The sequence below is a fragment of the Levilactobacillus enshiensis genome, from assembly GCF_007115095.1.
Taxonomy (GTDB): Bacteria; Bacillota; Bacilli; order Lactobacillales; family Lactobacillaceae; genus Levilactobacillus; species Levilactobacillus enshiensis.
On record NZ_SULH01000011.1, the window covers coordinates 1 to 22,440 of the forward strand.

The 22,440-nt window shown below is 49.4% G+C and carries 23 protein-coding genes; 15 read left to right on the forward strand and 8 right to left on the reverse strand.

Annotated features, from left to right (window positions below; genetic code table 11):
• Positions 1–274: 274 nt before the first annotated feature.
• From FAY32_RS10880 to mscL, 5 genes are all read right to left on the reverse strand, one after another.
• A complete protein-coding gene (locus tag FAY32_RS10880) occupies positions 275–640 on the reverse strand; it encodes a hypothetical protein (protein ID WP_143463463.1) in 366 nt (121 codons plus the stop codon).
• A gap of 206 nt (positions 641–846) precedes the next feature.
• The gene (locus tag FAY32_RS10885; protein ID WP_143463464.1) at positions 847–1,098 is read right to left on the reverse strand and encodes a hypothetical protein; all 252 of its coding nucleotides are present in this window, start codon (positions 1,096–1,098) and stop codon (positions 847–849) included.
• Positions 1,099–1,164: 66 nt separating this feature from the next.
• Complete coding sequence (locus FAY32_RS10890; RefSeq protein ID WP_143463465.1) at positions 1,165–2,040, reverse strand: DNA/RNA non-specific endonuclease; 876 nt, start codon at positions 2,038–2,040, stop codon at positions 1,165–1,167.
• Entirely contained in the window at positions 2,040–2,564 is a 525-nt protein-coding gene (locus tag FAY32_RS10895; RefSeq protein ID WP_143463466.1) for a sunset domain-containing protein, read from the reverse strand. Before FAY32_RS10895 ends, FAY32_RS10890 begins: the two co-directional genes overlap by 1 nt.
• A gap of 361 nt (positions 2,565–2,925) precedes the next feature.
• Positions 2,926–3,303, reverse strand: coding sequence for a large-conductance mechanosensitive channel protein MscL (gene mscL, locus FAY32_RS10900; protein ID WP_143463467.1), 378 nt, complete (start codon positions 3,301–3,303; stop codon positions 2,926–2,928).
• A gap of 359 nt (positions 3,304–3,662) precedes the next feature.
• Here mscL and FAY32_RS10905 point away from each other — a divergent pair, with 359 nt between their 5' ends.
• The 7 genes from FAY32_RS10905 to FAY32_RS10935 all read left to right on the forward strand — a co-directional run bounded on the left by FAY32_RS10905 (position 3,663) and on the right by FAY32_RS10935 (position 9,773).
• A complete protein-coding gene (locus FAY32_RS10905; protein WP_143463468.1) occupies positions 3,663–3,977 on the forward strand; it encodes a hypothetical protein in 315 nt (104 codons plus the stop codon).
• 263 nt (positions 3,978–4,240) lie between these two features.
• Entirely contained in the window at positions 4,241–5,191 is a 951-nt protein-coding gene (gene prmA / locus FAY32_RS10910) for a 50S ribosomal protein L11 methyltransferase (RefSeq protein WP_143463469.1), read from the forward strand.
• Positions 5,192–5,194: 3 nt separating this feature from the next.
• Positions 5,195–5,941, forward strand: a complete 747-nt coding sequence (locus FAY32_RS10915; protein ID WP_143463470.1) for an RsmE family RNA methyltransferase — start codon at positions 5,195–5,197, stop codon at positions 5,939–5,941.
• Positions 5,942–6,008: 67 nt separating this feature from the next.
• On the forward strand, positions 6,009–6,344 hold the full coding sequence (locus FAY32_RS10920) for a hypothetical protein (protein ID WP_143463471.1): 336 nt from the start codon (positions 6,009–6,011) through the stop codon (positions 6,342–6,344).
• A gap of 28 nt (positions 6,345–6,372) precedes the next feature.
• Positions 6,373–8,604, forward strand: coding sequence for a RelA/SpoT family protein (locus FAY32_RS10925; RefSeq protein ID WP_143463472.1), 2,232 nt, complete (start codon positions 6,373–6,375; stop codon positions 8,602–8,604).
• Positions 8,605–8,623: 19 nt separating this feature from the next.
• Positions 8,624–9,070, forward strand: a complete 447-nt coding sequence (dtd, locus tag FAY32_RS10930; RefSeq protein WP_143463473.1) for a D-aminoacyl-tRNA deacylase — start codon at positions 8,624–8,626, stop codon at positions 9,068–9,070.
• Between the two features lie 58 nt (positions 9,071–9,128).
• Positions 9,129–9,773, forward strand: a complete 645-nt coding sequence (locus FAY32_RS10935) for an HAD-IA family hydrolase (RefSeq protein WP_143463474.1) — start codon at positions 9,129–9,131, stop codon at positions 9,771–9,773.
• A 67-nt stretch (positions 9,774–9,840) separates the two neighbouring features.
• Here FAY32_RS10935 and FAY32_RS10940 read toward each other — a convergent pair whose 3' ends face one another.
• Positions 9,841–10,683 (reverse strand): fructosamine kinase family protein, encoded by an 843-nt coding sequence (locus tag FAY32_RS10940; protein WP_143463475.1) that lies wholly within the window; start codon positions 10,681–10,683, stop codon positions 9,841–9,843.
• A 66-nt stretch (positions 10,684–10,749) separates the two neighbouring features.
• Positions 10,750–11,601 carry an N-acetylmuramoyl-L-alanine amidase gene (locus tag FAY32_RS10945; RefSeq protein ID WP_143463476.1) on the reverse strand — a complete coding sequence of 284 codons (852 nt, stop codon included), beginning with the start codon at positions 11,599–11,601 and terminating at the stop codon, positions 10,750–10,752.
• Between the two features lie 486 nt (positions 11,602–12,087).
• On the opposite strand from FAY32_RS10945, the gene hisS reads away from it, so the two are divergent.
• From hisS to FAY32_RS10985, 8 genes are all read left to right on the forward strand, one after another.
• On the forward strand, positions 12,088–13,383 hold the full coding sequence (gene hisS, locus FAY32_RS10950; protein ID WP_143463477.1) for a histidine--tRNA ligase: 1,296 nt from the start codon (positions 12,088–12,090) through the stop codon (positions 13,381–13,383).
• A gap of 24 nt (positions 13,384–13,407) precedes the next feature.
• Positions 13,408–15,195, forward strand: a complete 1,788-nt coding sequence (gene aspS, locus FAY32_RS10955) for an aspartate--tRNA ligase (protein ID WP_143463569.1) — start codon at positions 13,408–13,410, stop codon at positions 15,193–15,195.
• Positions 15,196–15,543: 348 nt separating this feature from the next.
• A complete protein-coding gene (gene msrA, locus FAY32_RS10960; protein WP_143463478.1) occupies positions 15,544–16,071 on the forward strand; it encodes a peptide-methionine (S)-S-oxide reductase MsrA in 528 nt (175 codons plus the stop codon).
• Between the two features lie 112 nt (positions 16,072–16,183).
• Positions 16,184–17,059, forward strand: a complete 876-nt coding sequence (locus tag FAY32_RS10965) for a YitT family protein (RefSeq protein WP_125575863.1) — start codon at positions 16,184–16,186, stop codon at positions 17,057–17,059.
• Between the two features lie 168 nt (positions 17,060–17,227).
• Positions 17,228–18,385 carry a CDP-glycerol glycerophosphotransferase family protein gene (locus FAY32_RS10970; RefSeq protein ID WP_225428339.1) on the forward strand — a complete coding sequence of 386 codons (1,158 nt, stop codon included), beginning with the start codon at positions 17,228–17,230 and terminating at the stop codon, positions 18,383–18,385.
• An 18-nt stretch (positions 18,386–18,403) separates the two neighbouring features.
• Positions 18,404–19,213, forward strand: a complete 810-nt coding sequence (locus FAY32_RS10975; protein WP_143463479.1) for an ABC transporter permease — start codon at positions 18,404–18,406, stop codon at positions 19,211–19,213.
• A 19-nt stretch (positions 19,214–19,232) separates the two neighbouring features.
• Complete coding sequence (locus FAY32_RS10980) at positions 19,233–20,450, forward strand: CDP-glycerol glycerophosphotransferase family protein (protein ID WP_143463480.1); 1,218 nt, start codon at positions 19,233–19,235, stop codon at positions 20,448–20,450.
• Between the two features lies 1 nt (position 20,451).
• Positions 20,452–21,384 carry a deoxyribonuclease IV gene (locus tag FAY32_RS10985; protein ID WP_143463481.1) on the forward strand — a complete coding sequence of 311 codons (933 nt, stop codon included), beginning with the start codon at positions 20,452–20,454 and terminating at the stop codon, positions 21,382–21,384.
• Positions 21,385–21,506: 122 nt separating this feature from the next.
• Here the strand turns inward: FAY32_RS10985 and FAY32_RS10990 are convergent, their stop codons facing one another.
• Entirely contained in the window at positions 21,507–22,334 is an 828-nt protein-coding gene (locus FAY32_RS10990; protein WP_143463482.1) for a pyruvate, water dikinase regulatory protein, read from the reverse strand.
• Positions 22,335–22,440 lie beyond the last annotated feature (106 nt).

A 22,440-nucleotide genomic window follows, 5' to 3' on the forward strand; every position in this document is an offset into this window, starting at 1 on the left:
CCTCAGGTGTGAATCTGGTTCTAGGCATAATAAAATCCCCTTAAGATTAATAGATGAATTATTGTTTTTCATCTGTCAACCTTAAGGGGACTATAGCACAGAGGACTGAAAAAGCTGACTTTATTTTTGGCCATTATTGTGTCAAAACGTGCGCCACCAGGCAGTTTGTTGCGCTTAACCCGAGAACAGGACTTATGCCCGGTCTTGGCATAAGTCCTGTTCTCACGTTAATGCTCGCAAACAAACCGCCTGATGGCCCACTCTATTCCTACGTTTAGGATTCGCGTTCGACGTCTTCGGCTAATTCTAGCCAAATGGTCAGTGGTGAGGGGATGTAGTCGGGCCAGACTTCCATCTTCTTTGCGCACCGGTCGAGCAGATGACTCTGACCATCTTCGGCCAAGTCCGTGAAGACACTTAACGCCTGCGCGTTGTCCTCTAAGTCGGTCATGAGTGTGGGCACATTATGTTTCCATTCTTCAATCAGATCCTGGTAGATCACAATGCGACGGGCTTGCAGAATCGTGTAGTCAACGCCCTCGACATGTAGCTGCTTGACAAAACGGTCGTATTCATTGAATACCGCCGTCTGGGCACGTTGCCAGTCCGTCTTTGTAAATTCCGCTTGTTTTTCCTTCATAACTGTTCGACCTCTTTATCTCGTGCTTAATTTCCAAAAGTTTAATGAAAACTTTTCCCTATCTTTGAGAAATTGCATCTTTTATCAGTATAGCATTTTAACGAACAATAGTAAGGTATCTTTACATGTTGGCCGGTTGGCTAGTCCGAATAGCACTAGTTGTTGGATACAAAAAGGGGAACGCAGGCGCTCCCCCATGGTTGATCTTATTTTTCCCAGCCACACAGTTTGTAGTGGGCATGCTTAGCCCATTTCAAGGTGACATGCTTGAGCTTGCCAGCGTGATTCAGACCCCGGCAGTACTTAGTATAGTGGTACTTTTTCCCGTGGTGCGGTGCAATCCAAACCTTGGTGGCCTTGGCTTCAGCAGTCGTGGTGGGGGCAGTCAGCGGTTCAACCACGCCCCCCAGCGTAAACGAGACTGCGATGAGCGCCACGGCGCGACGTAATGCTTTCATAAGATTTATCCTCCCTGAATATGTAGTGGTGACAGCTTTTTGCGTCGTCAGCAATTGGACGATCGTTTAACCGGCCTGACTATAGCCAGTCGCATAATCAATGGTGTAGCCCGGTTCGATATTGAAAATGTAAACGTTAAAGCGAATTGCGTTGGAACCAACGGACTGGGCCCGCATCTGGACACCACGAGCAACGAGTTCATGGCCCTTGAAGACGGGGGTCACCGTGTAACGAACGTAATGACGCGAGCTGGCTTTCAAGTAAGCAGCCACGTCCATTTCGTTGTGCAGCATGCTAGGGTTGTTCAAAGTTCGTGTGCCAGTCATCAGGTTCTTAGGATTATTGTTCTGTCCGGTAAATTGATAACCAATTAGGTGACTGCGATTGTACAACCACCCGTGATGCGTGCGCTTGTTGTGCCACCCGGTGGGGTCAACCGTTAAAGCTTCACGCTTGGCACTGGACATCAACGCACGATTCAGCAGGGCGGCCGCCCCAGTGACCCGATTATAACCATCGAGATTGTGGTAAGTTTGCCATGGCCCGCGTTTCGTTGAGAGTTGTGCCCGACTAAAATGCGGATTGTTGTGGTCAATGGTGATTTCCTGTTGCCCCTTGTAAGTCAGCGTTGCCAGGTTGGTCGTGGCTGGGGTAGTGGTTGGCCCTTTTTTGGCAGTCTTTTTAGCCCGGGACTTGGTCGCAGCACGCTGATGATCGTATGAAACTTGCTGTTGAGAAATGTCTTCCTTTTGACTGGATAATCGTTCTTTTTCGGCAGCGTTGGCCTGTTCCAGCTTAGCGGCCTTTTTCTCGGGTGAATGGTCGTAGACGACTTTGGTACTCGTGGTCGCCTGGGCCGATGACTTAGTAGGGGCACAACCGCTGACACCGATAGCGAAGGTGCTGAACAATGCCAACGTCAAAACTGTTATTTTTTTCATTAGCGCAGTGCCTTTCTATAGCCGGCCGCCTTGGCTTGTGCTTCCGTTTGGAAGTAGACGGCGTTACTACTATTCATGTGGTAACCTGCTTGGTCCGGCGTATGATAAATTTTGGAGTTCCGATTGCCGATAATTTTACCGGTCTTACGTGTGTCGAGGTCGCCCTTAGCGTGAGCTGCGGTGTGACTGTTGCTGGTCGCTGCCGCTCGACTCGTTGCCGTTGCCGCCTGACTAGATGCGGCGGCACGTTCTGACGCAGCTTGGCGACTGGAACGCCGGCTGGCCTGCTGACTAGCCTGCCGAGCACTTGTCGCGGCTTTGGTCGATGCAGCGGATGATGCGCTGATTTTGTCGGCCAAGGCCATGCTGGCGTCATCTTGGCGACTAGCTGTAGCTGCCAGCCGTTTGGATTCTGCCCTAGCTTTAGCTAAACGCTGTGTGCCAACGCGAACCGTCTTAGTGGTGACAATTGTCTGGGGCTTGGCATTAGCCGTGCCAATCGCATAAAAGCCACCAGACAGCACTAAAATGACACTGATGATTCCAACCAGTAGGTGACGCCTGTGATGCTGATGTGGTCGGCGAAAGGCCCAGTAGGCAACACCAGCCCATACCAGTATCCACAGAATGCTCCAAATGATAAGATGACCCCCTCAACAATAAGTTTTCAGCTTTAGCTGTTAACAATGAGTGGCAAATAATAAATGCCCAACACTAATTTTATGAGCGTAGCGGGGGTTTTGCAATGCTTACTTTTTCTTTTTTGGTAAAGAATGGGCAATTGGAAAAATTTAAGGGTAGTTTTTACGCACAGTTAATTTTGCCGGTAAACAAAAGGTCGTCTGCTGGTCCAGATGACCAGGGGACGACCGATTAACAGACAATTTATTTCTTTTCCTTCAGCAGTTCCACAATTTCCTTGAGGTAAGCCTCTTCTTGTGAGGGGGCTTCATCTTCCTCCGGCTCTTCCGGTGCTTTAGGAACCAGTTTATTGATGAATTTGATCAATAGGAAGACGACAAAAGCGATGATCAAAAAGTTAATGACGGAGTTGATAAAGGCCCCATATTTAAAGTGGGCGCTACCAATAGTTAAGACGAGATTGGAAAAATCAATATTGCCAATAAAAATTCCCAGTAATGGGTTAATCAGATTGTCGACCAGTGATTTAACGATGGCGGTGAAGGCTGCCCCGACGATCACCCCAACGGCCAAGTCCATGACGTTGCCCCGGGCAATGAATTCCTTAAACTCTTTTAACACGTGTGCTTCCTCCTTTAATTGTCGATAACGGTTACCTTCTATTTTTAACGATTAAGTTATAAAAAGCAACCAAAACGCTGGTGAGAATTTCACGGAAATCTTAGCTTTTTGCTCAGAAACTAAAGGGGAGTGTGCTATAATTGTAAGTGGTTTCAAAGTGGTTTCAAAGTGGTTCGGGAATGCCTGAAATCTGTTACATTGGTGCCTAAAAAGTGGGCCCTAACAAACGTTTTGCTTGCATTCCATTTTAAAATCAACTATTATCAATTATTGATACATTTTAACCCGTTTGGGACAACCGAAGTGGTTTTAAAATGTTTGGGGAACCGAGTAGATTGTCATTATAGGAGGTGATTACCATGCTGAGTCGAACCAAAGAGTTCTTACGGCAACATAACTATCGTTACGAAAAGTCGTATATTCGACCACTGATGGCGCCAGAGAGCGTTTATGTCTTTAAATTCGGTCAAGATTCGCTCAATAATCGGGTAATCATTCGTTATGGTCATACGTGGACGGGCCGTCAGCGAATTAACGAGATTGATTTGCGACTGCACAAGCAAAAACACCCACGTGTCTTTCAAAACGAAGCGGATATGCTAGATTATTTAGAATCGCACATTTCCCGCGGGCAGCAAGACACTGACCACACGACCGATACCGAAAAAGTTTAAGGCCGTTCTATCAATTTTTTAATTTAGCGGAGAGCTGGTGACAATTTGCGTTGTCATGAGCTCTTTTTCTATAGAAGGCGTTAAATTGAGCTGTGACTGTTGCACTCCCAGCGGCCGACCTTTAAACTGATAAATAAAGGTTGCGAGTTGAAACTGAGGTTTGGTCATCTCAAAGTGAAGAAAATGCTAACTTATTTGCGCGTCACTATAAATTTAGTAAATTAATTGAAGAAACTGTCATTAATAAGGAGGAAACAAGTCACATGCAATGGACCGAAGTGAGTGTTATTACCACGAATGAAGCGGTGGAAGCCGTTAGCAATATCTTGCAAGAAGCCGGGGCCAGTGGTGTCAAAATCGATGATGCGGCCGATTATGACCATCTCAAGGCTGGTAAGTACGGTGAAATCGTTGATCTGAAGACGATTCCACACCGTACCAGTGGGGCCGAAATCAGCGCCTACTATCCGGAAACGATCTTTGTTCCCGAAATCTTACCGACGATTAAGCAACGGGTCAGTGATCTGACGAAATTTGGGTTAGATCCAACGCCGGGGACCGTAACAACGAAGGCAGTCGATGATGTGAGTTGGGCAACTGCTTGGCAAAAGTATTACCATCCGGTTCGCGTGACGCGCTATTTGACGGTCAGTCCTAGCTGGGAAGATTATCAACCAGTCCAACCCGATGAACATGTGATTCGTCTCGACCCGGGGATGGCCTTTGGAACGGGAACGCATCCAACTACGCGACTTTCAATGACGGCATTAGAAATGGTCGTTCGCGGTGGCGAGACGATGTACGATGTCGGGACGGGTTCCGGCGTTTTGAGTATTGCTGCGAAATACTTGGGCGTGAAGCAGATTACGGCTTTTGATTTAGATGACGTTGCCGTGCGGTCTGCCAAGACAAACTTAGATTTGAACCCCGTTGCAAAGGATATCGTTGCTAAGCCGAATGATCTGCTTAAAGGGATTCATCAGCCGGTCGACCTGGTCGTGGCGAATATTCTGGCCGAAATTATCTTGCCATTGATTCCCCAAGCCTGGGAGAATTTAAACGTTGGGGGTTACTTCCTGACGTCGGGTATTATTGCGGATAAATTGAATGAAATCGTGGCTGCACAGGAAAAGCAGGGCTTTATTATTGATAACATTTTACAAATGAAAGATTGGCGCGGCGTGATTGCGCACAAGCCAACGGAGGATGAATAGACGATGCAACGGTATTTTTTAGAAACAGCCCATCAAACCGGTGATCACGTGGAATTGCCGGCATCGATTGCCCATCATTGGGTGACCGTCTTACGGGCCGAACCCGGTGCTGTGGCGGAGTTTGTGGACAATACGGCGCATCTCTTTCATGGTCAGCTCGATGCGGCAGACCCCGCAACCGTCACGTTGACGGCGGTGACTACCCCGACCGTTGAGCTACCAGTTTCAGTGACGATTGCCTGTGGTCTACCGAAACAAGAAAAAGCAGAGTGGATCACGCAAAAGGCAACCGAGCTTGGCGTCGAGCACATCATCTTTTACGCGGCGGACTGGTCCGTGGCGAAGTGGCAACCTAATAAAGTTGTGAAAAAGTTAGCGCGCCTAACTAAGATTGCTCATGGTGCTGCCGAGCAAGCCCATCGTTTGCGGCGGCCCGAGGTCAGCTTCGCCAAGAACCTCGCGGAAGTGGTTCAACGACCAGCCGATGTGAAGGTATTGGCGTACGAAGAATCGGCCAAACAAGGCGAACAAAGTGCATTAAACCAACAGCTACAGGCCATTCAGCCGGGTCAAAGCTTACTAGCTATCTTTGGTCCGGAGGGCGGTATTAGTCCGGTCGAAGTCCAAACGGCACAGGCGGCACAGGCCGTCTTAGTGGGGCTAGGTCCCCGCATTTTACGGACGGAAACGGCCCCGTTATTTCTCCTGTCAGCGGTTTCAACGGTCTTGGAGCTGCAACAACCGAGATAACAGGGTGAAATCTCACCTGAAACATGCTAAAATAATTGCAATATAAAGAGAGATAGGTGAGAGATAGATGGCAGTTTTAAATAAATTGGGGTGGCGGTACTGGCTAATCGGTATCGTTATGGGTCTCTTACTCCCGGCAGTGGCAACCTGGCTGAATATTAGTCCGGTCATGCGCTTTGGCGGTCTGTTGCTAGTTGTAAATGGTGGCTTGGCTATTTGGTTGGGGAGACTCATCTATCGGCACACGCAACCTGGTTGGTGGCTCTTGATCTGGCCACTGATCTACCTGATTGGCGCTTATTGGTTCCTGCCACAGTACACGTTGTACTTTGCCGTGGTTTATCTGTGCCTGTCTTACTTGGGGTACGGGTTAACGCAAACGAAAATTGAAGTGAAATCATAATTTAAATCTAAGGGTGGTGGCGTCCAATATGACCAAAGAACGTGTCTGGACGGCTGAAGAAGTAATTGCCAGAGTCGGTAAATATATGAATGCACAACACGTTGAAATGGTGGTCAAAGCCTGCCATTTTGCAACGGTCGCGCATAAAGACCAAACGCGTCAATCCGGCGAACCCTATATTATGCATCCTATTCAGGTGGCAGGAATCTTAGCCGACTTGAACATGGATCCCGAAACAGTTTCGGCTGGGTTCTTACATGACATCGTGGAAGATACGGGCGTTACCCTGAGTGACGTGCAGGAGCTATTTGGCGACGACGTGGCATTGATTGTGGACGGTGTGACCAAGTTAGGAAAAATCAAATACAAGTCTAACCGGGAACAATTGGCGGAAAATCACCGTAAACTCCTGCTAGCCATGTCTAAGGACATTCGGGTCATGATCGTCAAGCTGGCTGATCGGCTGCACAACATGCGGACGCTAGAACACTTGCGGCCGGATAAGCAACGGCGGATTGCGAACGAAACGCTTGAAATTTACGCACCGTTGGCTGACCGGTTAGGGATCAGCACCATCAAGTGGGAACTGGAAGATATTTCTCTGCGCTACTTGAACCCGCAACAGTATTACCGGATCGTTCACCTGATGAATTCGCGGCGAGATCAGCGGGAACAATATATCGCGGGGGCAATCAAGGATATTCAGGCGTCCATTCAGGATCTCAAACTAACGCCAGAGATCTATGGTCGGCCGAAGCATATCTACTCCGTTTACCGTAAGATGAAGGACCAGCATAAGCAGTTTAGTCAAATTTACGATCTGCTAGCAATCCGAGTAATCGTTGATACCATTAAGGACTGTTACGCGGTGCTCGGGGCCATTCACTCGCAATGGAAGCCCATGCCTGGGCGGTTCAAAGACTACATTGCGATGCCGAAGGCCAACATGTACCAGTCGTTGCACACCACGGTCATTGGGCCAGAGGGCAAGCCACTTGAGGTCCAAATTCGGACCAAAGAGATGCACGCTGTGGCTGAATATGGGGTTGCGGCGCACTGGGCCTACAAGGAAGGCGTCAAGGACAAGGTCCAAGAGACCAATTCCGGTGACAAACTGAACTTATTTAAGCACATCATCGAACTGCAAGAAGACACAGATGATGCGTCAGACTTCATGGATAGCGTCAAGGGGGAACTCTTCGGCGATCACGTCTATGCCTTCACGCCCAAGGGGGATGTCTTGGAGCTTCCCAAGGGTGCGGGGCCGCTGGATATGGCCTATGCGATTCACACTGAGGTTGGCCACCACACGACCGGGGCAACGATCAATGGGAAAATCGTGCCGTTGAACTATGAGATCAAGAACGGGGATATCGTTGACATTCGGACGTCCTCCAGTTCTGCCGGGCCAAGTCGAGACTGGATGAAACTAGTATCAACGCGCCGGGCACGAAATAAGATCAAACAGTTCTTCCGACAGACTGACCGGGAGCAAAATATCGTTGCGGGTCAGGAAACGGTTGAACGGACGATTCGCGACTTGGGATACGATCCCAAGCTGCTGATGACCAAGGAGAACTTGGATAAGGTCACGGCGAAGATGCACTATCAACACGCCGATGATCTCATGGCGGCTATTGGCTTTGGTGACATGCAGCCCCGCGGGGTCGCTAACCGCTTGACCGAAGGCGTTCGCCAGGCTGCTGAAGATGAACGTCGTCGCCGTGAAGAACGCGAGCTGCTGGAAGAACACCAGACAATCAAGAACGACAACGACAATGACAAGAAGGATCGCAAGAATAAGGACTCCGATGGCGTGGTCATCGAAGGCGTTGACAATTTGCTGATTCGGCTGAGTCATTGCTGTTCACCCGTTCCTGGCGATGACATCGTTGGTTACATTACCAAGGGTCGCGGGGTCTCGGTTCACCGGAAGGATTGCCCGAACGTCCGTAATGCTGAAAAGAATGGCGAACGGATCGTGGCGGTCCGCTGGGGCGACATGGCTGGCGACAAGACCAATTACAACGCTGACATTGAGGTCCAGGGTTACAATCGTAATGGCTTACTCAACGATGTTTTACGGACTATCAACAACAATACCAAGTACTTGACGTCGATCAATGGGAAGGTCGACCACAATAAGATGGCCACCATTTCCATCAGTTTAGGAACGCGTAATCAATTAGAATTGCAACGAATCTTAGATAATATTAAAAACATTCCGGACGTCTACGTGGTTAAACGGGCGTTCCATTAGATCAGAAGGGTGAGTTAGCATGCGAGTCTTGCTTCAACGAGTCAGTCGTGCCAGCGTGGCCATCGACGGCCAGGTTCATGGCGCCATCGATCAAGGGTTTCTCTTACTAGTTGCTGCGGAAGATAGCGATACCAGTGAACAGGTCGACTATCTGGTGCATAAGATCAGTAAGCTGCGGGTCTTTCAAGACGACGCGGACAAAATGAATTTAAGTCTAGCCGACGTTCACGGTAGCGTGCTGTCGGTGTCACAATTCACGTTGTACGCCAACACTAAGAAGGGTAACCGACCGAGTTTCGTTGCGGCCGGAGAACCCACGCACGCCAAGGCCCTTTATGAAGAATTCAATGAAAAATTAGCCGCGACGGGACTCACGGTCGCTACGGGTGTCTTTGGGGCCGACATGCAGGTTGACCTAGTTAATGATGGACCAGTAACGATTTGGTTCGATACGGATGCAAAATAGATTAAAAATGGCGGGTAGCTTCTGTGAAGGAAACTAGCCGCTTTTTAGGAGGAAAATCATGCGTTATCAGCAGTACTTTTGGGACTTCGACGGGACGCTAGTGAACACGTACCCGGGGATGGTCACCGCCTTTGGGGAAGCCCTTGTGGCATCTGGGGTCAACGATTTTGAAATCGACGGTGAAGAAATCTATAAGACGATGCGGCAACACAGTCTGGGAACGGCCCTACAACGTTTCTCAGCGGAGTATCAGCTTGATCGGGAACGGTTGGAAAAAATTTATCGACTGCAGGCGGCGCCACGACTAAAGGATGCGCAAGCCTTTAAGGGAATCGGCGAGTTGCTGGCCCAGATCACGGCGAACGGGGGTCGAAACTTTCTGCTGACGCATAAGGATCACCGGGCCATGGACCGTTTAGGCCAGTTAGGCCTAGCCCAGAACTTTACGGGCGCGGTGACGGCCGATGACAACTATCCGCGCAAACCTGACCCAACGAGTCTTCTAGCGCTGTGTCAACGCTATCAAGTCGACCCTAAAACGGCGATCATGATCGGTGACCGAAACTTGGACGTCACGGCGGGGCATCGGGCTGGTATGGCTGGGGCACTGTTTGACCCCGAACATCTGATTGTCGATGAAAGTCAACCGGAGATTCGGGTGATCAATTACGACGACTTGCGGGATTGGTTAATGACGGAGTAACTCAAAAAGACTCACGATAAGTTGTCCATACACAAGGACTGCTTGTCGTGAGCCTTTTTACGTGGAATTAGCCACGAGATAAGATCTCGTCAACGGCGCCACCATACGTTTCACCAAAGAGATTCAGGTGGGCAAGTAAGTAATATAGTTGGTAGTGCGGGAGCCGGTCGGCATAGCCCGTGTCAAAGGGATAACTGTCTTGATATCCCCGGTAGAAGTCGGCACTGAAACCGCCAAAAATGGTGGTCATGGCGATGTCGAATTCACGGTCACCATAGAGAACGTCGGGGTCGATCAGTGTGGGGGTGCCTTCGCTGGTAAAAAGGTAGTTGCCGGACCAGAGATCGCCGTGAAGTAGTGAGGGGACGATATGTCGCCCGGCGTTTTCGGTCAGAATATGTTGCCGAACGCGGTCATAGGCTGTCTGGCGTCGGTCGTTCCACAAACCGTGTTGTTGAGCCCGCCGAACCAGTGGGTCGAGGCGTTGCTGCAGATAAAAAGTCGACCAATCATCCTGCCAGTCGTTGTGCTTGGGGAGCTTCCCCACCAAGTTGTCCTGATCAAAGCCGAATTGTGGTGCTGTCACGCGATGAACCCGCGCAACGGCTTGACCGAGATCATACTGGCTGCCGTGGCCCGTTGTCAGAAATTCTAAGACGAGATAGGCATCGCCGTCAATATTGCCGGTCGCAAGAACCTCAGGGACGTTGACGGCCTGACTCAAGGCTTTTAAACCAGCGACCTCGTGACTGTAAAAGTCAGCTGGCGTCTGGGGTTGAACCAGCAGAAATGCCGGCCCCTCTGCCGTAGTTAAACGAAAGGCAAGGTTGATGTCGCCACCAGCCACGGGCGTTGCTGCCGTAATCTGTGGCAGTGGGAGTTGTGCTAACCAAGCCGTTGTGAGTGTCATATATTGTCGCGCTTCTTTCTAAAGATTAAAAATACTACTGGTATTAGGTTTTAAGCCGGTAACTGCTTAGGAGGCCGACTTAAAATAGTTGCTGAGGCCAGCGACGACACGGGTGGCCACGTGCTGCTGGTACCTGCTATTGCGAATTTCGGTAAAGTCCTTCTTGGTGTTGATGTAACCCATTTCCAGTAACAGGGATGGCCGGCTGTTATCGCGAATGACCTCGAAGTTACCAAATTCTACGCCCCGGTTGGTCAAAGGAAGATCGTTCATCTGTGAATTGACGGCTTGGGCAAGCGCGTAGGACGTTTTCCGGTGATAGTAGTAAGTGGTGGTCCCGGATCCCAGGTTGTCACTGGGTGCTGAGTCAAAGTGAAAACTGATAAAGGCACTGGCCTGATTGGTGTTGGCAAGTGCCGGCCGGTCAGCAAGACTAACCGTTTTGTCGCTTGAACGGGTCATGATGACGTGTGCACCGCGGGCCCGTAATAGTTTGGCCACTTTAGTTGCCAATTGGAGCGTGTAGGTCTTCTCATCGTGTTTCTGATCGATCGACAGGGCGCCTGAGTCACTCCCACCGTGGCCAGGATCCAAGACGATGGTAGCTTCCGACAGGTTGGTGGCCCGTTTAAGATTGCCCGGATGATCGACTAACCAACTGGCGACCCAACCAAAATGGTTATGACTGTCGCGGACGTGATACCAATTATTCTTTTCACTTAAAATGGTTAAGCGGCTATTCTTTTTAACTTTATGGGTCACTTGGTAGGTCAGTCCCGGACCATCGCGCAAGTTCAGGTTGCTAACGGTGGCGGTGACGGCGTTGTGCTGAGTAAAGGCAAAGAGCAGACCACCAGCCACTAAGAGAATGGCGAGGCTGGTGACCAAGCCCACCCAGTTTTGAGGTTTAAAGTGCATACTGTGTCTCCTTCGTCAAATTAGAATTAATTATACCACGAAAGAAATTGCGTCTTGGTTAAATTATGGTGGAAAAGGGGCTGGAAATGAAACGAGATTGTTGGTATTGGGGGTCCCATGTTGTTTAGGACAAACATGACCGGTACCGTGGAACTTTCAAACCTTAGTTTCTTCAAATAAACCGGATCATTTTCTTAGGACGCCTTGACTTTTCAAGCCATTTTCAGTATTCTTAGGAAGAATAAAATAGATTGCCAGTGAGAGAGAACAGTAGAAGAAAGCCCGTTTCCAGAGAGGTCGCGTAGCTGAGAGCGACTAACGGTGTAACTTTGAAGACACTTTTGAGGCTAATGGCGCTTGTCGTCATTCGTTTGCAACGTTATCCTGCAGAGAACTTTATTAAAGGTGGTACCGTGCATACCTGCGCCCTTGTCAATTGACAGGGGCGTTTTTTATTTTCTGCAAACGAAGAGAGGAAGAATGCTCATGCGTTATCAACGACCAAAGGGAACGGCCGACATTTTACCAGGGACTTCTGAGACTTGGCAATTTGTTGAAGCGACTGCCCGTCAGTTGTTTGCTAACTACCGCTTCAAAGAAATTCGGACGCCAATGTTTGAAAACTTTGAAGTCTTTTCACGGACTTCGGGGGACACCTCCGATATCGTGACCAAGGAAATGTACGACTTTAAGGACAAGGGTGACCGGCACTTATCCTTGCGGCCTGAAGGAACTGCCGGAGTTGTCCGGGCCTTCGTTGAAAATAAGTTGTACGGTCCCGAAACGACTAAACCTTACAAGGTCTACTACATGGGACCAATGTTCCGTTACGAACGGCCACAATCCGGCCGACAACGGGAATTCCACCAAATCGGGGTCGAAGCTTTTGGGAGTGACGCGCCTGAATTAGACGTGGAAGTCATTGCCTTAGGGATGAATCTGCTGAACCAACTGGGGTTGAAGCACTTGCGCTTAGCGTTGAACACGTTAGGTGATCAAGAGACCCGTTCGGCTTACCGGCAGGCTTTGATCGATTTCTTGGAACCGCATTTCGATGAGTTAAGTGACGACTCCAAGTTGCGGCTACACAAGAACCCATTGCGGGTCTTGGATAGCAAGGATAAGCACGATCAAGAGCTGGTTGCTGATGCGCCATCCATTCTGGACTTTTTGACGCCAGAAGCCACGGCGCACTTTGACCGGGTCAAGGCAAGTCTGGACGCCTTAGGTATCGCCTATGACGTCGATGCCACGATGGTCCGGGGGTTGGATTACTACAACCACACCATTTTTGAAATCATGGCGGATTCCCCAGCATTGGGTGAAGGCTACACGACCGTTCTGGCCGGTGGCCGGTACAACGGCTTGGTCGAAGAACTTGGCGGTCCCGAAATGCCTGGCGTTGGGTTTGGCTTAGGGGTGGAACGCCTGGTCTTATTGATGGAAGCTGAAAAAGTTGCCATTCCAGATGACCATCCACTAGACGTTTACGTTGTGGGAATCGGTGACGATACCTCACTGGAAACGTTAAAACTCGTTCAGGCTATTCGGACGGCCGGGTTAACGGCTGACCGGGATTACCTGGGTCGTAAGCCTAAGGCCCAGTTCAAGACGGCTAACCGGTTGAACGCGGCTTACACCTTGACCATCGGCGATCAAGAATTAGCCAATCAAACGGCTAACTTAAAGTCTATGGCTAGTGGTGAAGAGATCAGCGTGCCATTGGCTGACATTTATCAAGATTTCCAAAACGTCGTGACCACAAAGTTTACGGCAAAATAAGAGGGGAAAATAATGGAAAAGAATTTGAAACGGACCACATACGCTGGTTTGGTCGATGAACAATATCTGGATCAAACCATCGTCTTAAAGGGTTGGGTGCAAAAGCGCCGGAACCTGGGTGGCTTGATCTTTATCGATCTACGCGACCGCGAAGGTATCGTCCAATTGGTCTTCAGTGAAGAATATGACAAGGACGCCTTAGACGTCGCTGAACACTTACGGAGCGAATACGTTATCGAAGTGCAAGGTCAAGTCGTTGCCCGGGCGCCTAAAGAAATTAACCCTGACATGAAGACGGGGAAGGTTGAAGTCCGTGTTACGGGAATTAACCTGTTGAACAAGTCCAAGGAATTGCCATTTGAAATTAAAGATGGCGTGAATGCTTCCGATGACTTACGGCTCCAGTACCGGTACCTAGATTTACGCCGGCCAGAGATGCAAAAATCCCTGTTGCTACGGAACCGGATCGTACAGTCCGTTCACAGTTACTTTGACAAGAATGGCTTTATTGATATCGAAACGCCAGACTTGACGAAGTCCACGCCAGAAGGGGCCAGAGACTATCTGGTACCTTCTCGGATCTACAAGGGGCATTTCTACGCCTTGCCACAATCACCACAATTGTTTAAGCAATTGTTGATGGGTGCGGGCTTCGATCGGTACTACCAAATCGCCCGTTGCTTCCGTGATGAAGACTTACGTGGTGACCGTCAACCTGAATTTACGCAGATTGACTTGGAAACGTCCTTCTTAACTGCCGAAGAAATTCAGGACCTGACCGAAGGCTTGATTGCCAAGGTCATGAAGGATACCCTGAACGTTGATGTGAAGCTACCATTCAAACGTATGGACTGGGATGACTCCATGGCACGCTTTGGGACCGACCAACCGGACGTTCGTTTCGGAATGGAATTAAAGGACCTGTCTGCTATCATGGCCAACACCGACTTTAAGGTCTTCTCTGGTGCCGTTGCTGACGGTGGTCAAGTTAAGGCGATCGCCGTTCCCGGTGGTGCTGACAAGTACAGCCGCAAGGACATCGACAAGTATGGTCAATACGTGGAACGTTTCGGCGCTAAGGGCTTGGCCTGGATGAAGGTGACCGATGATGGCTTCAGCGGTCCAATTGCGAAGTTCTTCAAGGAAGGCGACTGGTTCAAGCAGATCACCGAAGCGACTGGCGCTAAGAGTGGTGACTTGCTACTGTTTGCAGCCGATTCTAAGCGAGTCGTTGCTCAGACCTTAGGTTACCTGCGGGTTGCCATTGCCAAGGAACAAGACATGATCGATCAAAACAAGTGGGCCTTCCTGTGGATCGTCAACTGGCCATTATTCGATTACGATGTCGACTTGAAGCGTTGGGTTCCTGCCCATCACCCATTCACGATGCCTGCTGAAGGGGACGCTCACTACTTAAACGATGGCGAAGACCCACACAAGGCCTACGCACAAAGTTACGACATCATCTTGAACGGGTTGGAATTAGGTGGGGGGTCCATTCGGATTCATACCCGCGAACTGCAAATGAAGATGTTGAAGGCCTTAGGCTTTACGCCTGAACGAGCAGAAAAGCAATTTGGATTCTTGCTCAAAGCCTTGGATTACGGGTTCCCGCCTCATGGTGGTCTGGCCATTGGGTTGGATCGGTTTGCCCGCTTGCTTGCTAAGCGCGACAACATCCGCGACGTGATTGCCTTCCCTAAGAACTCGAAGGCTACGGAACCAATGACGGAAGCCCCATCGACGGTTGCCGACAAGCAGTTGCTTGACCTCGACCTGTTGATTGCGGACGAAGACAAGCCTGAAGCTTAATTGAACGGACTTGAAATTTAATGAGAGGTAGTTGCAATTTGCCAGTTTGGCGGGTTGTGGCTACCTCTTTTTGAGTGAAACTAAAGGTTGAAAGACGAAATACTCGTTCCGGTATCGGTAAGTATTTGCGTCGTTAAATTAGTCTAATTTGAGTGCGCTCCGGCCGGCTACTGTGGGGACGCTTCAGCCTGGCAGAACACCAGTCTGCTCGCTTGCTTTGAGGCCACGAAAACCACGTGCCGCCCAAACGTCAACTAACACCACTTTTGCGGTTTCCAGTAAAGGAAGGGCTTGACGATACCACGAAAAAGTCGTGTAATTAGGACATTAGAAAATGGAGTGATTATGATGAGTGAAATTGAAACTGCAACGTTTGCTGGCGGCTGTTTCTGGTGTATGGTGCGGCCATTCGATGAATTTCCAGGAATTAAAAAAGTGCTGTCAGGGTATACCGGTGGGTTTGTGACCGATCCGACTTACGAACAGGTCAAGGCACAGTGGACTGGTCATACGGAGGCCGTTAAAATCTGGTTCGATCCTGCAGTGGTCAGTTACGGCCAACTGGTTGACCTCTATTGGCAGCAAACCGACCCGACCGATGACGCTGGCCAGTTTCAAGACCGTGGCAGCAACTACCGACCGGTAATCTTCGTGAATAGCCTGGCACAAGCCCAAACGGCGCAACAGTCTAGGGCGGCGCTGCAGGCACGTGAACAATTTGACCAGCCCATCGTGACGAAGATTCAAGTCGTTCAACCATTCTTTCCGGCTGAAGAACGGCATCAACAATTCTACAAGAAGAATCCAGAACGATTTGCTGCTGAGGAAGCAGGTGGCCGCGACGCCTTTGTCAAAAGTCACTGGCAGAAAGGTTAGAAGACGATAAAACCCGGTATTTGCCGTGGCCGTGGCGGCGATTAAATGCTATACTAGGCCGAGCATAGTATAAAGGATAATTAAAGATATAAGCGAGGTCGGTATTTAAATCATGGATGATGTGCAGCAGTTGTTAAAACGGCATACCTATACGGCAAAATTCTCCGTTGCTTTTTTCTACGGGGTTTTAGTGTCAATTGCGGTGAACTTTTTCTGGACGCCCGGTCATATTTATTCTTCCGGAGTTACCGGGTTAGCCCAATTGGTCAATAGTTTGACGGCTGGGTTGGGGGCATTTCATATTACAACGGCCCTGGGCCTGTTTCTGATCAACATTCCCATGTTCTTCCTAGCTTGGAAGCAGATTGGAAAGTCTTTCACGGTCTTCACCTTCATTTGTGTTCTGTTTGCGTCAGTGATGATTCGGGTGATCCAACCGGTTCATTTAACCAGTGACCCCATTATCTGTGCAATTTTTGGGGGCGCGGTCAACGGTTTCGGGACGGGATTTGCATTGAAAAATGGAATTTCGACCGGTGGGTTGGACATCATTGGCATCGTGTTACGGCGGAAAACGGGTCGTAGTATGGGGACCATCAACATTGCCTTTAACAGTTTGATCGTCATTAGTGCGGGATTTGTTTACGGCTGGCCGTATGCGCTATACTCTGCACTGGGGCTGTTTGTTAACGCCAAAGTCATTGATATGACCTTTACGCGTCAACAGCGGATGCAGGTCATGGTCATTACGGATCGGCCCAAAACGGTAATTGATAGCATTCAAAACCACATGCGCCGGGGAATTACCATCGTCCATGGTGCAGAAGGGGCTTATCGGCACGATGAAAAGACGATTTTGTTCACGGTGATCACCCGTTACGAAATGGACGCCTTAGAGACGGCCATGGAAGAGGCTGATCCTAAAGCCTTTGTTAGTATTTCTGACACGGTTAAGGTCTTGGGACACTTTTATGAGCCGAAATGGTAGTGACAACGAATTTTCAGTTAACAGGTTTTACGGCATTCCCCGTAAAACCTGTTTCTTTTCGGGGGAAATTCCGCGGTGTTTCTTAAAGGTTCTTAAAAATCGCTAGGTTCCATAGGGAGATGTGGTATAATTCTCGGTGTTATGGACTGCGAAAAATAAGTGATATTGGTGATTAGCGTGAAAGAGATTTATCTATGGTTAGTACGACTCATGTCGTTACTGTGTGCGGGTCGCCGTCAACAAAATGTGGTCTACCTGATGAGTTTCGGGGACAATCTTCCCTTCATCAAGGCATTGGCTATGGCATTGCCGGCTGACCGGACGTTGGTCGTTTTTTATCGTCCGGCGCACGAAACGGCCGCACAAGAGCTAGCTGCGGCGGGGATTACCGTTCAACCGTTTCGTGATGACCTGCGGTTTGTTTTTAAGGGAATTCCGACCATTATGCGGGCGCGCGTGTTATTTTGCGATAACTATTACGCCTTCCTCGGGGGACTTCATCATCCTAAGCGCATGCGAATCGTCCAATTGTGGCATGCGGCGGGAGCAATCAAGCGCTTTGGTTGGGACGATCCAACGACAGCGCAACGCTCACAGAGTGATCAACGGCGGTTTCAAGCGGTGTACGATCAGTTCGATGATTACGTGGTGGGGGCCGCAGCGATGGGCCAGGTCTTTGCGAAAAGTTACCATGTCCCTGCGGACCGCATGCACGTGTTGGGGTATCCACGCTCGGATCGATTGGCTAATCCAGAGTGGGTGGCGCAAGCACGCGCAAGGGTTGCCCGCCTAGCACCGGAATTAACGGGGCACCGGGTCATCTTGTATGCTCCGACTTATCGCGATGGTGTGACGTTTACACCACCGGCTGATTTGGCACGGGCTTTGCGCGCCGATCCCGATGCCCGGGTTGTCGTCAAACTCCATCCCGTGTTAGCGAATCAAGCAACGACCTTACAGTCGCAGCTGGGTCAGCAGGTCGTCGTTGCCCAGCAACTGAGTACGATTGACTTGCTAACGGTGGCGGAGACCGTGGTAACGGATTATTCCTCCGTGGCGTTTGATTACAGCCTTTTACCAAATGCCCACAGCTTATTGTTTTACCTATTCGACCTGCCAACGTATTCGCAAGATCCCGGTGTGCAGGACGATTTATTCGATTGGTTGCCGAGTCCGGCACTGACCGACAGTCAGCACTTGGCGGCAGCAATTGCTGAGGATGCGCCAACTGACTTTACACAATTCAATCAACATTGGAATAGTGCCAATGATGGCCAGGCGACGAGTCGTGTCGTGGCAACCTACGTGGCATTATTAACTGATTAATTAAAGGAGTGCAGTGCCTTGAAAGAGGTCATGACCTTATTCAAAGAACAAATTTCGAGTATCGGGATCATTTTTCGGATTTCCCGCTATGAGGATCAAGCAAGCTATCAGAGTCATTACTTAGGATTGGCGTGGGAATACTTATATCCGTTAATTCAAATCGCAATTTACTGGTTAGTCTTCGGTGTCGGTCTCAAGCATGGTCAACCCCTAAATGGAGTTGGCTACCTGCCTTGGATGGTTATCGGGATCACACCGTGGTTCTTCATGAACCGGGCAACCTTGGATGCCTCTAAGAGTATCTACCAACGGGTCAACATGGTCGCTAAGATGAAGTTCCCCGTTTCGGCATTACCAACGATCAAGATTGTCAGTAATCTGAGTTCCTTTTGGACGATGATGGTCTTCTCTATCTTCATCGGGTTGCTAAATGGTGTTTATCCGAAGGTATCTTGGTTCCAGTGGATCTACTACTTCTTCGCCATGATCTGCTTATTGGTGGCGTTGGGTATCTTGAACTCATGTATCAGTGTGCTGGTCCGGGATTACCATATCCTGCTTCAGTCCGTGATGCGGATGTTATTCTACGTGTCAGGGGTGCTATTTAACTTCGTGACGACATCGTTCCCAGCACCATTTGTTCACTTACTTGAGTTGAACCCTTACTATTACATTGTTAATGGTTTCCGGGAATCCTTTATTGGGACTGGTTGGTTCTGGCAACACCCAATGTTAACGCTGGAATTTTGGATGTTCGTGTTCTTTGTGCTGTTGATTGGTTCACACTTACACTACAAGTTCCGGTCACGCTTCGTTGATTTAATCTAATTGAAAGGGGCAACCTCAAATGGCGAATGGTTTAAGTCACATTATTCAGTCATTGAAGCTCGTTGCTCGCTATGGGCTCATCGTGTTGAACGATGGGCTTATTTGTTTACCCATTAAGCGACGGCTCGTGATGTTTGAAAGTTTTAACGGGAAGGACGTCAATGATAATCCGGCGGCCATCTACCGTGAATTGGTAAAGACCCACCCAGAATACGCTCAGACGGCATATTTTAGTGTGAAACCGCGTGAGTATGCAACATTGCAGGCAAAATATCCAGAAATTAAGTTGGTCAAGCGTTTCACGCCAAGGTGGGTGGGCTTGATGGCACGCGCCGAATTCTGGGTCTTGAACTCCCGCTTACCCAACTGGTGGCACAAGAATCGGCAGACACAAATAATCCAGACTTGGCATGGTACCCCACTGAAGAAATTAGGTGCCGATATCAAACACGTTGCGATTCCGGGAACCACGACGACCGAGTATCACCAGCAGTTCGTCACGGCCGCTAGTCGTTGGGACTACCTGATTGCACCGAACCAGTACTCACAGGATATTTTCAAGTCGGCATTTGGCTTTCACAACCAATTTTTGTCGATTGGTTATCCACGGAATGACGTTCTCTATACGACCAGTAGCGAGCGGGTTCGGCAGTTGAAACAAGACTTGCTGGGCGCGGTGACGGGACCAATCGTGACGTACGCACCGACCTGGCGAGACGACATGGCGGTGCGCCCCGGCGTCTATCAGTTTGATCTTCCGTTCGATCTGGGCGAATTCTTTCAGCATGTACCAGCAACGACTCATCTGATTATTCGGCCCCATTACTTGGTCAAGGATGCCATCGATATTCATGGTTTTGAGGACCGCGTGACGGTGTTAGCCGATACGGACATCGCTAAGCTCTATTTGATTTCAGATCTGCTGATCACGGACTATTCATCGGTCATGTTTGACTTTGCTAATTTAAAACGGCCAGAGTTATTCTTTGCCTATGATTTGGCGCACTATCGCGACCAATTACGCGGTTTTTATTTCGACTACGAACGGGAGATTCCCGGGCCGCTAGTCACAACGGCGTCAGCTTTTTACCAGCAACTTGACGTTTGGCGAACCGCCGGTGAGTTTGCTGACTATCATGACCGCCAAGCTGCCTTTTATCACAAATTCTGTGAATGGGAAGATGGCACGGCTAGTCAGCAGGTCGCACAGGTGATTGTTAACGGAAAGGAAGTTTAAAATGGCAGAATTTCTAATCGGTTCCCACGTCAGTATGAAGGGAAAGGACATGTTGCTGGGGTCGGCTCGAGAAGCCGCCAGTTTTGGCGAAAATGTCTTTATGGTCTATACAGGTGCGCCGCAGAATACACGCCGCAAGCCGATTGACGAGTTAAACATTGCCGCGGGCAAGGCATTCATGACTGTTCACGACCAACGTGCTGTCGTGGTCCACGCGCCGTACGTGGTTAATCTAGGAAATACGGTGAAGCCCCAAAATTATGGTTTTGCCGTAGAATTTTTAACGGCGGAAGTTCAACGCGCGGCGGCTATCGGCGCGACACAAATCGTTCTTCATCCGGGTGCCCATGTGGGAGCAGGGGCCCCCGCCGCCATTGCGCAAATTGCCAAGGGTCTCGATGAGATTTTAGGTGCGGCGCAGGCCCCCGTTCAGATCGCCTTGGAAACGATGGCGGGTAAGGGAACCGAAGTTGGCCGAACATTTGAAGAACTAGCCGCTATTATGGCTGCTACGGCGGCCAACGACCGCTTGTCAGTGTGCTTTGATACTTGCCATACTAGTGATGCGGGGTATGCCATTGCGGATGACTTTGACGGCGTACTCAATGAGTTTGATCACGTGCTGGGAATTGATAAGTTAAAGGTTATTCATTTGAACGATTCAAAGAATCCACAAGGCAGTCACAAGGATCGACACACTAATATTGGACTGGGGACATTGGGATTTGATGTTTTAAATGCGGTTGCGCATCATCCACAACTGACACAAGTGCCTAAAATTATGGAGACTCCGGTGATGGGGCCAGATCGGAAACATGGGGTCAATCCACATGGCTATGAGGTGGCCATGCTGAAGGCGCAGAAATTTAATCCGAATTTAGAAGCTGATGTGTTGGCAGAGAAACCGGTCGATGAATTCTTGACACGAGAATAGTGTGTTAAGTTATCTTTGGCTAAGATTAAGGGATATAAATTGTGGGCATTATGCCTGATGAAAAAATAGGAGCAGCGCTGGGTGACTGAACTGAGTCACGAGCACTGCTCCTATTTGGATGGTTAATCGGCCAGTGGATGCGGAATTAAATCGTAATCCACACTCTCCATGATCAACGTGGCCGTCTCTTCAATCGACTTATTTGAAACATCGATGACTAAACAACCAATTTTTTTATAAAGTTTAGCCGCGTAGTCGAGCTCCTCCGTAATTTTTTGGGTATCGGAATAAGCACTATCTGCGGGCAAGCCATAAGAAATCATACGTTCTTGACGAATCTTCCGTAAAATTTCTGGGCGGTTGGTTAGACCAAAGATACGCTTAGGGTCGACTTGCCAGAGTTCTTGTGGTAATTGCGTCTTGGGTGACAGCGGTAGGTTGGCGACCCGGAGATTCCGGTTGGCTAAGAACAAGGATAGTGGGGTCTTAGAGGTCCGTGAGACGCCCAAAATGACGATGTCAGCCTTTAACAGGCCAGCGGGGTCCTTACCATCATCGTAGGTCACGGCGAATTCCATGGCGGCAATACGGTCGAAATACGTGTCATTTAGATTGTGGACTAATCCCGGCACACCTTCGGGGTCTAAGCCCGTTGCGTTGTGCAGAACGGCCATGGCTGGTTGAATACAGTCGAACTGTTGTAATTGATTGGCGGTCGAGAATTCGCGGACGTGTTGACTTAATTTTGCATTGACTAACGTATGAAAAATCATGGCGCGCTGCTTCTTGGCCAGGTTTAAGATCCCTTCTAGGATGGAATCTGTTTGGATGAAGGGGAACCGTTGGTAACTGGCTTTGACGCTAGGAAACTGGGAAACAGCAGTCTGGGCAACGGTTAAGGCGGTTTCACCGGATGAATCAGATATGACGAAAATATTGATTTGCGGCATGCGGGCAACTCCTCTGACGTTTTCTTCTAGTTTAACCCGTAGACGAAAACGGTTCAAATTTTATTTGCTGGCATTATTGACGTACTTTGGGTGTTTATGTATAATA

What these genes read in the sequence shown, in the direction of transcription:
- FAY32_RS10880 (WP_143463463.1), bottom strand. Translation starts at nt 640, where the DNA reads ATGAAGGAAAAACAAGCGGAATTTACAAAGACGGACTGGCAACGTGCC.
- FAY32_RS10885 (WP_143463464.1), bottom strand. Translation starts at nt 1,098, where the DNA reads ATGAAAGCATTACGTCGCGCCGTGGCGCTCATCGCAGTCTCGTTTACG.
- FAY32_RS10890 (WP_143463465.1), bottom strand. Translation starts at nt 2,040, where the DNA reads ATGAAAAAAATAACAGTTTTGACGTTGGCATTGTTCAGCACCTTCGCT.
- FAY32_RS10905 (WP_143463468.1), top strand. Translation starts at nt 3,663, where the DNA reads ATGCTGAGTCGAACCAAAGAGTTCTTACGGCAACATAACTATCGTTAC.
- prmA (WP_143463469.1), top strand. Translation starts at nt 4,241, where the DNA reads ATGCAATGGACCGAAGTGAGTGTTATTACCACGAATGAAGCGGTGGAA.
- FAY32_RS10915 (WP_143463470.1), top strand. Translation starts at nt 5,195, where the DNA reads ATGCAACGGTATTTTTTAGAAACAGCCCATCAAACCGGTGATCACGTG.
- FAY32_RS10920 (WP_143463471.1), top strand. Translation starts at nt 6,009, where the DNA reads ATGGCAGTTTTAAATAAATTGGGGTGGCGGTACTGGCTAATCGGTATC.
- FAY32_RS10925 (WP_143463472.1), top strand. Translation starts at nt 6,373, where the DNA reads ATGACCAAAGAACGTGTCTGGACGGCTGAAGAAGTAATTGCCAGAGTC.
- dtd (WP_143463473.1), top strand. Translation starts at nt 8,624, where the DNA reads ATGCGAGTCTTGCTTCAACGAGTCAGTCGTGCCAGCGTGGCCATCGAC.
- FAY32_RS10935 (WP_143463474.1), top strand. Translation starts at nt 9,129, where the DNA reads ATGCGTTATCAGCAGTACTTTTGGGACTTCGACGGGACGCTAGTGAAC.
- FAY32_RS10940 (WP_143463475.1), bottom strand. Translation starts at nt 10,683, where the DNA reads ATGACACTCACAACGGCTTGGTTAGCACAACTCCCACTGCCACAGATT.
- FAY32_RS10945 (WP_143463476.1), bottom strand. Translation starts at nt 11,601, where the DNA reads ATGCACTTTAAACCTCAAAACTGGGTGGGCTTGGTCACCAGCCTCGCC.
- hisS (WP_143463477.1), top strand. Translation starts at nt 12,088, where the DNA reads ATGCGTTATCAACGACCAAAGGGAACGGCCGACATTTTACCAGGGACT.
- msrA (WP_143463478.1), top strand. Translation starts at nt 15,544, where the DNA reads ATGAGTGAAATTGAAACTGCAACGTTTGCTGGCGGCTGTTTCTGGTGT.
- FAY32_RS10965 (WP_125575863.1), top strand. Translation starts at nt 16,184, where the DNA reads ATGGATGATGTGCAGCAGTTGTTAAAACGGCATACCTATACGGCAAAA.
- FAY32_RS10980 (WP_143463480.1), top strand. Translation starts at nt 19,233, where the DNA reads ATGGCGAATGGTTTAAGTCACATTATTCAGTCATTGAAGCTCGTTGCT.
- FAY32_RS10985 (WP_143463481.1), top strand. Translation starts at nt 20,452, where the DNA reads ATGGCAGAATTTCTAATCGGTTCCCACGTCAGTATGAAGGGAAAGGAC.
- FAY32_RS10990 (WP_143463482.1), bottom strand. Translation starts at nt 22,334, where the DNA reads ATGCCGCAAATCAATATTTTCGTCATATCTGATTCATCCGGTGAAACC.